This window comes from Pseudoalteromonas sp. 3J6, assembly GCF_903995135.1.
GTDB lineage: Bacteria > Pseudomonadota > Gammaproteobacteria > Enterobacterales > Alteromonadaceae > Pseudoalteromonas.
In genome coordinates, this window is sequence record NZ_LR877185.1 from 2,387,834 (window position 1) to 2,401,420 (window position 13,587).

Annotated in this window: 10 protein-coding genes; 4 read left to right on the forward strand and 6 right to left on the reverse strand. The window is 40.5% G+C overall.

What is annotated here, in order from left to right; genetic code table 11:
- Positions 1–22: 22 nt before the first annotated feature.
- The 6 genes from P3J6_RS10735 to P3J6_RS10760 all read right to left on the reverse strand — a co-directional run bounded on the left by P3J6_RS10735 (position 23) and on the right by P3J6_RS10760 (position 7,331).
- Positions 23–277 (reverse strand): DUF3862 domain-containing protein, encoded by a 255-nt coding sequence (locus P3J6_RS10735; protein ID WP_198522989.1) that lies wholly within the window; start codon positions 275–277, stop codon positions 23–25.
- A 25-nt stretch (positions 278–302) separates the two neighbouring features.
- Positions 303–1,139, reverse strand: coding sequence for a peptidoglycan binding protein CsiV (locus P3J6_RS10740; protein WP_198522990.1), 837 nt, complete (start codon positions 1,137–1,139; stop codon positions 303–305).
- The gene (mfd, locus tag P3J6_RS10745; RefSeq protein ID WP_198522991.1) at positions 1,139–4,612 is read right to left on the reverse strand and encodes a transcription-repair coupling factor; all 3,474 of its coding nucleotides are present in this window, start codon (positions 4,610–4,612) and stop codon (positions 1,139–1,141) included. Before mfd ends, P3J6_RS10740 begins: the two co-directional genes overlap by 1 nt.
- A gap of 50 nt (positions 4,613–4,662) precedes the next feature.
- Positions 4,663–5,556 carry a carbon-nitrogen hydrolase gene (locus P3J6_RS10750; RefSeq protein ID WP_198522992.1) on the reverse strand — a complete coding sequence of 298 codons (894 nt, stop codon included), beginning with the start codon at positions 5,554–5,556 and terminating at the stop codon, positions 4,663–4,665.
- Positions 5,553–6,608, reverse strand: a complete 1,056-nt coding sequence (locus tag P3J6_RS10755) for an agmatine deiminase family protein (protein ID WP_198522993.1) — start codon at positions 6,606–6,608, stop codon at positions 5,553–5,555. The genes P3J6_RS10750 and P3J6_RS10755 overlap by 4 nt, the downstream gene beginning before the upstream one ends.
- Before the next feature lie 120 nt (positions 6,609–6,728).
- Positions 6,729–7,331: a PilZ domain-containing protein gene (locus tag P3J6_RS10760; protein ID WP_198522994.1), complete on the reverse strand. Its 603-nt coding sequence runs from the start codon at positions 7,329–7,331 to the stop codon at positions 6,729–6,731.
- Positions 7,332–7,618: 287 nt separating this feature from the next.
- On the opposite strand from P3J6_RS10760, the gene P3J6_RS10765 reads away from it, so the two are divergent.
- From P3J6_RS10765 to phnW, 4 genes are all read left to right on the forward strand, one after another.
- Positions 7,619–8,170 carry an RNA polymerase sigma factor gene (locus P3J6_RS10765; protein WP_178955731.1) on the forward strand — a complete coding sequence of 184 codons (552 nt, stop codon included), beginning with the start codon at positions 7,619–7,621 and terminating at the stop codon, positions 8,168–8,170.
- Positions 8,167–9,243: a FecR family protein gene (locus tag P3J6_RS10770; RefSeq protein WP_198522995.1), complete on the forward strand. Its 1,077-nt coding sequence runs from the start codon at positions 8,167–8,169 to the stop codon at positions 9,241–9,243. The genes P3J6_RS10765 and P3J6_RS10770 overlap by 4 nt, the downstream gene beginning before the upstream one ends.
- A 9-nt stretch (positions 9,244–9,252) precedes the next feature.
- The gene (locus P3J6_RS10775) at positions 9,253–12,285 is read left to right on the forward strand and encodes a TonB-dependent receptor plug domain-containing protein (RefSeq protein ID WP_198522996.1); all 3,033 of its coding nucleotides are present in this window, start codon (positions 9,253–9,255) and stop codon (positions 12,283–12,285) included.
- A 155-nt stretch (positions 12,286–12,440) separates the two neighbouring features.
- A complete protein-coding gene (gene phnW / locus P3J6_RS10780; RefSeq protein WP_198522997.1) occupies positions 12,441–13,538 on the forward strand; it encodes a 2-aminoethylphosphonate--pyruvate transaminase in 1,098 nt (365 codons plus the stop codon).
- The last annotated feature ends 49 nt before the right edge of the window (positions 13,539–13,587 follow it).

Consider the following 13,587-nt stretch of genomic DNA (forward strand, 5'->3'; position numbering starts at 1 on the left):
TTTTTACTTAAACTAAACTAGACTATTTATCCGTTAGTCCTTTTTTGCTGTATAGCGTTACTTTGTCTGATACTAAGGTAATTTCGATATTTTTAGCGTCATTACCCCAAGTACAGCTAGTATGCAGTGTTTTTTCCACACAATTATCAGCACTACCTAACATGGCTTCAACTTCTGTTTTGTCCATACCTATTTTAATCTTTTCGTAATTTTCTAAGCTTACTTTTGAGCAAGCTGCAAGACTGAGTGCTGCAAAAATAATAAAAAGTTTCTTCATTGCTACTTCCTTTGAATGAGTATTGTTAATGATTAAATTTTCGAATTTGCACAATCATCCCCATACGAGGGTGATCAAAGTAATGAATGTCTTCACTGAACACTCGCCTAAACTGTGAAAAGCGGGCTGACTCTAGATCGCCATTGTTACGTCTTTCATTTATATCAAAGTGTGCATTAATGAATAAGTAATGGCGCAAATGAATTTTGAATAGTCCATCTAATTCCCATTTCATTTCGGGAGATTGAACTTCGTCAAACAGTGGCTCAGGCGTATTTATTAAGCTAATAAAATCAGAATCTGCGTAGCTAATCGTGGTGTTCATATTGTTTTTTAATTGGCTGCCTGCAAACAAGTGAATGCTAGGCGAACGTGATTTGCTCGCACCTTCAAATCGCCACCCAGTATGTAATAAAGGAGTTAACCCTTTACGGTCTAGGGCTTGACGTTGTGATTCAAACTGCAACTGCTCAGGGGCTAACAGGTAAGTTTGCTCCATCGTCTCTTGTGCAGGTGCTTGAGGGATCACTGGCAGTACATCGTAACTCTTGACATAATCAATGCTGTCGTTACACGCTGCTGACTGAGGGTTTGAGTTGACTAGAGTGTCAGCAAAGGTACGCTTTTGAAAACGCGGATCGCCGTTTATACATGCGTCCATTGCTTGGCTTTTATAAACAGGGCTTAGTAAATCTAAGGTGTTTTTATCTTCAATGGCGTCGTGCTTTAAGCTAAAGTCTTCTTGTAGGTATGGGGCAAAGGGTTGTTTAAATATCAACACTTCTACTTCAAACCAACGCTCTGCAAATGCAGTACTACTAAACAAGCAGCATAAAACAACCAGCGATTTTTTCAGCAACATTAATGGCTAACCTTTTTTTCGAAATCTGCAATCATAGCAGTGATCATTTTTAAGCGTTCACGGGCATTCGCCTCGCTAATGGCAAAGCGTAATTTATTTGCGCCATCCATCTTATAAATATGTGGCGCACTTTGTATCAAACCAATAATGAAGCTAGGATTAACCTTAGTATTTTGACTAAACTCAAAGTAGCCCCCTTTCGGATTAGCCTCTATTTTGGTTATGCCTAGATTACTCGCTTGCATCTTTAGTTGTTGTAAACTAAATAAGTTTTTAGCTGCATCGGGTAATAAACCAAAGCGGTCTATTAATTCTACCTGCAGCTCATCAATATCAGCAAGGTTAGCACAACTTGCTACTCGCTTGTACATACCTAAACGCGCGTTAACATCATGAATATAATCATCAGGTAACAAGGCAGGTAACTTTAAGTCTACTTCTGTTTGTTTTTGTAATAGATTTTCAAGGGTTGGCTCTTGACCATTTTTAAGTGCGTTAACGGCTTGCTCAAGCATTTCCATGTATAAATTAAAGCCAATGGTTTGCATTTGCCCTGATTGATCATCGCCTAATAGCTCACCCGCACCACGAATTTCTAAATCATGAGTTGCTAAGGCAAAGCCTGCACCTAAATCTTCCAATGAGGCAATCGCATCTAAACGTTTTTTCGCATCTTTAGAGAGTGCCTTAGGGTTACCGGTAAGTAAATAAGCATAGGCTTGGTGATGGCTTCTACCTACACGTCCGCGCAATTGGTGTAGCTGAGCAAGACCAAGTTTATCGGCTCTATCCATAATTATGGTGTTTGCTGTGGGCACATCAATACCGGTTTCAATAATCGTGGTACACACAAGGACATTGTATTTTTGATGATAAAAATCGGTCATTATTTGCTCTAGCTCTTGCTCTCGCATTTGACCATGTGCAGAGGTTACTGTTGCCTCAGGCACCCATTCGCTAATTTCTTGAGCGACACGTTCAATGGTTTCTACGTTGTTATGTAAAAAGTATACTTGGCCGCCACGTTTAATTTCACGTAGTACCGCTTCGCGAATAAGCTCTTCGTCGCGTTGGCGTACAAAGGTTTTAACCGCTAAACGTTTAGCCGGTGGAGTGGCAATAATTGATAAATCACGCATGCCACTCATCGCCATGTTTAATGTACGCGGAATAGGGGTTGCGGTCAGAGTGAGTATGTCTACATCAGCTCTCAGAGCTTTAATTTTTTCTTTTTGACGAACCCCAAATCGGTGTTCTTCATCAACAATTAACAGGCCTAAATCTTTAAAGTTGATATCTTGTTGAATCAATTTATGAGTGCCAATAACCACATCTAGCTTGCCATCACTCATTCTTTCAAGGGTTTCTTTTTGCTCTTTGGCCGAATTAAAACGCGATAGCACCCCCACTTCAATTGGAAAATCAGCAAAGCGGTCTTTAAAGTTATCGTAGTGTTGTTGAGCAAGTAGGGTGGTAGGGACTAAAATAGCCACCTGCTTATTATCGTTAACCGCTACAAAGGCTGCCCGCATAGCTACTTCGGTTTTACCAAAACCCACATCACCACATACTAAACGATCCATGGCTTGTTTTGACTGCATGTCACCAAGTACCGCTTCAATGGCGTTACGTTGATCATCTGTTTCTTCAAACGGAAAGCTATCACTAAATTGGCGATAAGCTTGGCCATCAAGCGTAAACTTATTACCAGGCTTAGCCTGGCGTTGTGCGTAAATATCGAGTAACTCAGCAGCCACATCACGGACTTTTTCAGCGGCGCGTTTTTTTGCTTTATCCCAGGCATCAGAGCCGAGCTTATGCAGTGGCGCACTGGCCTCTTCACCCCCAGAGTAACGACTAAGCATATGAAGTGCCGATACCGGCACATACAGTTTTGCTTCACCTGCATAAGTAATGGTCACAAATTCAGTCACCACACCGGCGGCATCAATCGTTTGCAGCCCTTGATAACGGCCCACACCATGGTCAAGGTGCACAACCGGTTGTCCTTCTTTAAGCTCTGCTAAGTTCCGAATTAACGCGTCTTGGCTTGCTTCATACTTGTGCTTACGGCGTCTGCGTTGTGATACTTTGATCCCAAGCAATTCTTGCTCGGTAATAATGCTCAAGCTTGGTTTAGTACTAAGCACCACACTTTGCTCAAGCGGACTGACAATTAAACCAACGTCATTACTGCTGTTGGTAAACTGCTCAAAGCTATCAAATTCTTTAAATTTTAAGCCGCTGGGTTTTAATATACTCAGTAATGATTCGCGTCGACCGTCCGACTCAACACTAATAACCACTCGGCCTTTTTTCTTTTTTTGCTCAGCTACATAGTTAATAAATGCATCGTAGGGTTGATGTTGTTTATGATCGATGCGTACATTGGGCAATTCATTAACTGCGAGATTTTTATTGCCCGCTTTTGTGCCTAACTTTGCTTGCGATAGACGAATGCGGCCATAATTGCCTAAATTAGAAAACAGCTCATTAATTGGCTGATATAACTCATCGGGTGGTAATAGTGGGCGTAGAGGATCTACACGGCGGTTCTCATAGCGTACATTAACATCGTGCCAAAAGTTATCTGCTGCATGCTCTAAATCTTCTAATTGCATGACGGTTGTTGAGTCAGGCAAGTAGTCGAAAATGGTTGCTAAGCCTTCAAAAAATAGCGGCATGTAATATTCTATACCTGCTGGCCAATTACCTTTACTGACCTGCATGTAGACTGAGTCTTGCTCAGCACTTGCGCCAAATTTTTCACGATAGCTTATTCTGAAACGTTCAATATCTGATTCGTTAGTAGGAAACTCATGAGCAGGTAGTAGCTCAATTTTTTCTACTTTATCGTCTGAGCGCTGAGTTTCCACATCAAATAAACGGATGGTATCAAGCTCATCATCAAAAAAGTCGAGCCTAAATGGATGCTTACTCCCCATGGGATATAAATCAACAATTGAGCCGCGTATAGCGTACTCGCCATGCTCCATGACTTGTTGCACATGTAAGTAACCCGCTTGCTCTAAATTGTCCCGCAGAGCATGGGTGTCTAATCTATCGCCTACTTTAAAATTCAGCGTTGAGCCGTATATAAATGATGCTGGGGCAGTGCGCAGCATCAAGGTTGATACCGGAACAATGAGTACGCTTTGTTGCTCTTTTTTCAGTGTGTTGAGTGTTGCTAAACGTGCTGAAATAATATCTTGGTGGGGCGAGAAGTGATCATAAGGCAATGTTTCCCAATCTGGAAAAACCATTACTGGGTTATTAGGCAGCAAGTACTCTAATTCGGTTTCAAGGCGCAGAGCACTTGGTGTATCAGGGGTAACAATTAACACTAAGTTGTCTTGCTGCTTAACACCTTGTGCAATAGCAATGCTTAAGCCACTGCCTAGAAGTTCGCCCCATTGAATTTTATCTTTTTGAGATTTTACCCAAGGCAAGGCTGCCCATTGCTCAAACGCCATTAATTACTCCATTAAATTAGGCTCTTAACGAGTAAGAGCCACATTATTATTTAGTCACGGTAAATTTTTGTTAAATCTTGATAATGATCAATTCTACGGTCGCGTAAATACGGCCAAATACGTCTTACGTTCTCGCTACGTTTTTGATCAAGTTTTACCATTAATATTTGTTCATTTTGGTTATCAGCCTCTGCCAACATCTCGCCTTGAGGGCCTGCAATAAACGAGTTGCCCCAAAATTGAATGCCGTCACTTTGACCGCTAGGGTCGCTTTCATGACCAACTCGATTACAGCTAATCACCGGAACGCCATTAGCAACTGCATGCGCTCGCTGTGAAATAACCCAAGCATCTTTTTGGCGAGTTTGCTCGTCTTTATCATCGCGTGGATCCCAGCCAATGGCTGTTGGGTAAATTAAAAGTTCAGCACCGGCCATTGACATTAAGCGCGCGGCTTCAGGAAACCATTGGTCCCAACACACCAATACGCCAAGCTTACCTACTGAGGTTTGAATAGGCTCAAAGCCTAAGTCCCCGGGAGTAAAGTAAAATTTTTCATAAAACCCTGGGTCGTCTGGAATATGCATTTTACGGTATTTACCTGCAATGCTGCCGTCTTTTTCAAGCACCACGGCGGTATTGTGATAAAGACCCGTAGCACGTTTTTCAAATAATGACGCTACAATCACAATACCAAGCTCTTTGGCGAGTTCACCTAAAATATTACTACTCGGGCCCGGTATTGTTTCGGCCAAATCAAATACATCAACGTCTTCGGTTTGGCAAAAATATAAACTGCGGTGTAACTCTTGTAATACAACAAGTTGCGCGCCTTTACTAGCTGCATCGCGAATGCCCGCAATTGACTTTTCAATATTATGTTCAGCGTTGTCACTGTTGCTTTGTTGCACTAAGGCAACTGATAAATGTGCAGGGCTTGTCATTGTGCTGCTCCAGCTAAAAATCCACGAGGTAATTGCATTGTAATACAGTGAAGACTGCCAAATTGCTCAATAACAGGTAAACAATTTACACCAATAATTGTGTGCTCTGGGTATGCTTTTTGAACTTGTGTTAAAGCACGTTGGTCGTTTACATCATCATAAATAGGCACTAATACTGCGTTATTTATAATTAAGTAATTTGCATAGGTGGCAGGTAGACGCGTATTTTCATCGTCATACACGGCTTTTGGCCACGGTAACTCAATTAGCTTATATGGGGTGTTATCAGCAGTTTTAAAGCTTTGTAGTTGTTTTTCCATGGCATCTAGCGCGCTAAAATGCTCATCGCTTTTATCGTCACATTTTACATACACAAGGGTGTTGTTAGGTGCAAAGCGCACTAGCGTATCAATGTGGCTATCGGTGTCGTCACCGGCTAAATAACCATGATCAACCCATAAAAAATCAGTAGCGCCTAAATGCGCTTTTAAAAGTACTTCTATGTCACTTGGGTTTAAATCAGGGTTACGGTTTTTATTCAGTAAACATTCGCTAGTTGTTAGCAATACACCATGTTCATTAATTTCAATACCACCGCCTTCAAGCACCATATCGAGGGCTTGATACTGGTTGTTTGTATTGCTTAGCTGTTTAACTAATGTGTGGCTTATTTGATTATCAAGGGCGCTTTCAAACTTATTACCCCAGCCATTAAAGGTAAAGTCGTAGACTTTTAATTGCTCTGGCTTTTCTATAGCGCTGCACGTAAGTGGGCCATGGTCGCGCGCCCACGTATCGTTAGTGGGAGTAACAACAAAATATACACGGGTCTGCTCAATACCAGCATCATTTAGTAATGAGTTAATGTGGGTTTTTAATGCTTCATCATGAGCTACAATCACTAAGGCTTGTTGCGCGGTAATATGTTTTGCAAGTTCAATATAAACGGGTTCAACACGCGCTAAATTATCAGCCCAATCGGTATTTTTATGAGGCCATGTAAGCATAATAGCATCTTGCTCGGCCCATTCAGGTAAAAGTCTAAAGTTCATGGATTTTTAATACAAATAAAGATGGGGCTAGTTTAGCAGTTCAATTACAGCTAAGTCACTTTTAAATAAACGTTTGAACTACAATTTAAAGCGATTTAAACAGGTAAATAAACACTCGTGTTACTCGTTTGAACTCTCTTTCGCTTTTTCAAGTTGTTGGCGCTTTTTAAGTTGGCGTGTTTGCGCATGTAAACTGGCTCTAACAACCAACTCTTGATCACTGTCTCTTATTGATACAAACAGCAGGGTATACTGGTAATGCTCATTGTCTTGTTTTTCTATAGCAACAATTTCGCTGTAACAATACACTGCAGAGGCTTCATGCTGTAAAAATAGTTTGGTACGAAATTTCTGACCTAATGTGTACAAATGTTCACTGGTAAACTTAATTCCACCGCCGCCATAACTATCGCAATACATTGAGTTATCTTCAGGTTGTTCTGAAGCTAAAATATGGCTCATGATCAAATCTATCTTACGCGACTGGGCTTGTAAAAACGTCGTCAGTTCTTGGGCAATATCTCCTAAATTACGCAAAGGACCCAAAGCACTTTGATCTAAACTACTGACTTCGTTAGCAAGTTTAAATAAAGGCGGAATATCTGCGTCTAGTTCAGCCAAACTTTTTGGTACCACTGCGTCATCTACGGCAAATAGATTGACGCGATTGCTCTCTTCGATTTGAAAGTAAAGCTCAAAATCAGCTAATTTTTGATTATTCATTTTTAACTCCTAGCCTCTATCCGTTAATAGTAGCGTTGCGGTTATTAAATTACTACACAGCAACCCAATAAAAATTAAGCTAAATAAGGGTTTGGCTTCACTATAAAAACGCTAGGGGTGCTACTTTTTATACAGCCATAATGATTAAGAACATAATAAATATTAATACATTTATACTGAGTGCGTATATTCGCAACTAATAAATAACCAATAATTAACAAAATGCCTTGTAATTAACCATAAAACTCGTAATCTTACCGTAATAATAATAACAAGGGACTACCCACGTGGCTCGAGGAATTAAATTAGCCAGTACATTCTCAGATATATCCACGCAACTGCGGCGCTTTGTGTCTAAAATTGTGTTACCTGACGATGTTGATGATATTGTTCAAGAAACCTTTGTTAAAAGTTATGAAGCAGAGCTAAAACAAGATATTCAATACACCCGCAGTTACATGTTGAAAACAGCTAAACATCTCGCCCTAAATCATATAGCTAAATGGGATAATAAATTTAGTACTCCTTTAAATCACGAAACTGAACTTCCTAAATTGCTAAAATCGATGCAATTAGAAGATGAATATACCTCCAAAGAACGTTTTTTACTATTTTGTCGTGCTACTGAGCAACTAAGCCCTGTAGTGAGAAAATGTTTTATATTAAAAAAAGTATATGGGATGAGCCAAAAAGAGATCGCACAGCAAATGCAGCTAAGTCAAAGTACGGTAGAAAAGCACATTGCTAAAGGGCTACTAAACACCATGCTATATATGCGCGACGAAGCGCACGATGAGAATTGCCAACAAAGTGCGAGCATAGTGAGGGCTGTAAAATGAGTAACATCCATCAATTTACATCAAAAGAGTTAATCTTAGAAAAAGCATCGCAATGGATAAGCGCGATTGATCGTGGCTTAAGTACACAAGAGCAAGAGCAATTTAAACTGTGGATGCTACAAAGCACGGCTCATCAGAATGCGGTATATGAATTAGCACAACTGTGGGATGACTTAAGTGTGCTTAACGAGCTCAGCGTATTATTTCCTAATAAGCACTCAGCTGGCATTCAAACCAAGCCTGCTTATGTATACGGTATTGCGGCAAGTGTTGTTGCAGCCTTAATGATGTGTAGCTACTTTTTGCTAAACATGCAGAGCAACTTTAACCAAGATCTCGCTAAAGTAAATTACACAAAAATTTATAAAACAAAGGTTGGCGAGCAAGCAACCTATGTTTTACCAGATGGCACCATAGTTCAGCTTAATACCAATAGTTCACTAGAAGTCGCTTATAGCCAAGGACGCAGACAGTTATTACTAAGTCGTGGAGAAGGGCGTTTTAATGTAGCTAAAGATGCATCACGCCCGTTTAGTGTGATGGCGGGGGATAAAAGCTTTACCGCGCTTGGTACAGTATTCAACGTGCAGCGCAATACCTCATCTGATCTTGAATTGGTAGTTACTGAAGGTAAAGTAATGATCACCGACCCTAGTGTTGCTGTTAATGCTGACGATTTTAAAGCGTATCAACAAGCTGATAACAGCAACCAAGATATTCGCCAAATCAATGCCAACATTGTGATTTCTGGTGAAAAAGCCATTATTGAACAAAGCGTTACCAAACCAATCATACAGTTATCGGTTGATGATGTACAACGTGATTTAGCTTGGCAAAATGGCATGTTGATATTTAATGGCGAAAAGTTAGTTGATGCCTTAAACGAGGTTAGCCGTTATACCGCCACTCGGTTTGAATTATCATCTGATGAATTAGCGCGCATTAAAGTGGCAGGCGTTTTTAAAGCGGGTGATGTTGCAGGGCTTTTAGAGAGCCTACAAAATAACTTTTCAATTGAACATGAGCGTTTAGGCGAGCATGTTGTTAGTTTAAAATATCAAAAAAAATCATAGGTAATGGTAATGAAAATCACGCCATTGTTAATCAATGTTACTCACAAGGGTGTAAAAAGTAATTTAAAGATTAAAAAAATGATAAAAACCTATAGAGGATTTTTGTTTGCTAACTGTTTATATAAGTTGCGCAGTAACCATACGTGTTATTTAAGTCCGCTGGGACTCGTTGCACCGCTGTTTTTTAGTATCAGTGTGCATGCGAGTCAAACTGAGGGACAAATGATGCAGTTTGATATAAAAGCGCAACGAGCAGACAAAGCCTTAATAGAATTTGCTAAGCAAACTGAACAAACAGTGGTTTTTTCGTATGAGCTTGCTAAACAGTTCGAGGCAAATTCATTATATGGATTTTATTCTCAACTCGATGCGTTAAACGCATTGTTAGCTGAGACTGAGCTCGATGCGGTTGTTGATCAAAATGGTTTACTGAGTATTAAACTCAAACAAATCAATAGGAAGAATAACAACATGATGAAGCTTTCAGGAGTTAGTGCTGCCGTATTACCTGCTTTACTTGCAGTTAATTCACAAGGAATAAATGCCGCTGAACAAAGCGCAGAAAAAAACATCGAAAAAATTGCTATTGTAGGTAGTCGTGTCGCAGGACGTTCAGTTGAAGACTTACCTGTCCCCGTTGATATTTTAAGTGCAGAAGCACTCGAAAACACCGGCCAAACAGAAGTTGGCCGCATGCTTCAAGCTATCGCACCTTCTTTTAACTTTTCAAGTTCATCTATTAGTGATGGTACTGATGCATTAAGACCTGCAACGTTACGTGGCCTTGGCCCTGACCAAACATTGGTATTGATCAATGGTAAGCGTCGCCACCAAGCAAGTATTATTCATATTAATACCTCGGTTGGTCGTGGTACTGCGGGTACTGACATGAATGCGATTCCAGCCTCAGCAATTAAACGTATTGAAGTGCTTCGCGATGGCGCTGCAGCTCAATATGGTTCGGATGCAATTGCCGGTGTTATTAATATCGTGCTAAAAGATGGCAGCGAAGGTGGTAAAGCGGCCGTTAACTACGGTGAGTATTCAGAAGGTGATGGCGAAACCGTTAATATTGACTTTAATAAAGGCTTTGCTTTAGGTGATAACGGTTATTTAAATACAACTATTAACTACCGTGACCGAGCACCGACTAACCGTGCAGGCCTTCATGGTTCATGTCAGTTTTATGGCTGTACTGAACTTTCTGATGGCACCTTGCTTGCAGGTGATCCACGCGAATTAACCGCACCACGTGATACATTCAGAATTGGTGACGCTGATTCACAACAATTTGGTTTAACAGTTAACACCGGCTACGAATTAGGCGCGGGTGAACTATACGGTTTTATTACCTATTCAACTCGTGATAACGAATCAGCGGCATTTTTCCGTCATAATGCCAATGCAGGTGGTAATCCGGTACTTCAAGATGGCGATGCAACTATCCCAGCTGGCTTCTTACCTAAAATAAATACCACGATTGATGATATTTCCTATAACTTTGGTTATAAAACTGAATTTGATAACGACTCAAGCTTAGATTTATCGTACACCTATGGTGAAAACAGTATTGACTACACGACCAGCGATACTATTAACGGCTCTTACGCGAATTTTTTACGTTATGACCAAGGCCTAAGTGCAGCAGATATTCGCGCCACGATTCCACGTCAAGGTTACGCTTATGGCATGGAGCTATCACTGCAAACGATCAATCTTGATTTTACTCAAAATTTTGATGACTACTCGTTAGCAATGGGTGCTGAAATTCGTACCGATGAGTACCGAATTTTAGAGGGTAGTGAATATGCATATCGTGATTACGATACCAACAATGGTGTTAATATTTACGATGGACTAAGCGGTGGTATTGGCAGCGAAAACGCATCCGGTGGCACACAAGGCTTTGGTGGTTCATCGCCAGCATCTTCGGTTGATGAGTCGCGTGATGTGATCTCATTTTACTTAGATGCTGAAGCTTACGTTATTGAAGATGTGATTATCTCAGGGGCGTTACGTTACGACAATTATAAAGGGTTTGGCGATACAGTTAACTTTAAACTAGCCGGTAACTGGTCAGTAACTGAAGATATTTCACTTCGTGGTGCGCTAAGCTCAGGCTTTAGAGCACCTTCAATGCAACAGTTGTATTTTAACAACATCAGCACACAGTTTGTTGTAGGCCCTAATGGCAATTTAGTGGCTGAAGAAGTAGGGACCTTTAGAAACGATTCAACCCTTGCCCAAAGTTTAGGTATTCCTAAGCTCACAGAAGAGAAATCTCAAAACCGCAGTTTAGGTATCGTGTATAATGTAAGCGATAATATTAATGTAACCCTAGATTACTACTCAATTGATATTGACGACCGTATTGTAATCAGTAATCGCTTAGGTAAAGGCTTATCAAGCAGCCTTGATGCCGCGTTATTAAGCTCGGGTGCAGGTGCAGGGCAGTTTTTCTTAAATGGCGCTGACACTGAGACACAAGGTATCGACTTTGTGGCTACGTGGAATACAGAAGGCCTAGGCGGCACGCTTGATTTCACGCTAGCGGCTAACTTTACAGAAACCGATGTCGTGTCGTTATTTACACCAGCAGGTTCTGGTCTTGAAACCGTGCCAGTCGATGATGTGTTTTCTGATCAAGAAATTTCTATTATTGAAGAATGGCAGCCAGAAGATCGAATTAACTTAAGTGCACTTTATCGTCGCGACGACTGGACCGTAAACCTATCGCTTAATCGCTTTGGTGAATATACAGTGGAAGATGGCGGCCGCCAGACTTATGGTGCTGAAATTTTAACTGACATCAAAGTAAATTACTTTGTGACTGACGATTTATCAGTAAATATTGGCGCAAATAACTTATTTGATGTTTACCCAGATGAAAACACCATAGGTAATTCACGTTCAGGCACAATTGTAGATGCTCAAGGTAACACCATTGTCAGCAGCGATGGTGTATTTAAGTACTCACGTCGTTCAGCGCCATTTGGTTTTAACGGTGCTTACTACTACGTAGGTGCAGAGTACCGCTTTTAATAACTCTCCTATTGTTATTTAACAACCAAAGGGCCGTAAGGCCCTTTTATCGTTTTTATAGTTAAAGTGTTTATAGTGTCATAAAAACTTCACTGTTTTTAGTTTATGAAATCTTCAATAATAACTGGACTAGACCAGATTGAGTGAAATAAATTATGAACAATTATTTGCTATTAACGCCCGGCCCATTAACGACCTCTAATACTGTTAAGCAGGCGATGCTTAAAGACTGGTGTACTTGGGATGATGATTATAATCGCGACATAGTGCAAACAATACGTAATAAATTAGTATCGCTTGCGACATCACAACCTAATTATACTAGTGTATTAATGCAAGGCAGTGGCACTGCCAGTGTAGAGTCAGCGCTTGGCAGTCTTATTCCAAAAACGGGTAAGCTACTTGTTATTAATAATGGGGCATACGGGAAGCGTATTGCTGAAATTGCCGACTATTTAGCAATTGACTGTCATGTTTTAAATTATACAGAAACGGCACTGCCAAACCTTAATGAGATTGATACTGTTTTAAAAAATAATTCAGGTATTACTCACATTGCAATGGTCCATTGTGAAACGACCACAGGTATACTCAATCCTATTGAAGAGGTTGGCTCACTAGCTAAAAAGTATCAAAAGGTATTTATTGTTGATGCTATGAGCAGTTTTGGCGGTATTGAGTTCGACCTTGCACAGTGGCATATAGATGTAATGATCAGCTCTGCAAATAAATGCATTCAAGGTGTCCCTGGCTTTGGCTTTGTGGTGTGTAAGCAAAGTATTATTGAGCAAAGTGAAGGTATTGCGCGCTCCTTGTCGTTGGATTTATATCAGCAATGGTTATGTATGGAGCAACACCATGGTAAATGGCGTTTTACCTCGCCAACTCATGTTGTGCGTGCATTTTATCAAGCCCTGCAAGAGTTAGATGAGGAAGGAGGAATAGCAGAGCGCTTTAAGCGTTACTCGCAAAACCAAAAGACTTTGGTAGCTGGTATGAAAGCGTTAGGGTTTGTACCTTTACTGAATGAGGAAGTCCATTCCCCCATCATTACCTCATTCTTGTCGCCTAGCGAAGAGCATTATGATTTTAAATCTTTTTATAGTGCGTTAAAGCAAGAAGGTTTTGTTATTTACCCTGGTAAAGTTTCTAACGCCGATTGCTTTCGCATAGGTAATATTGGTGAAGTAGATGAGGCCGATATACAGCGTTTGCTTGATGCTGTGGCAAAAAACCAATATTGGAAAGCTTAAAGCTAATTTCACCCGTGCAAGCGGTGCTTAATTTTCATTAAACACCGCT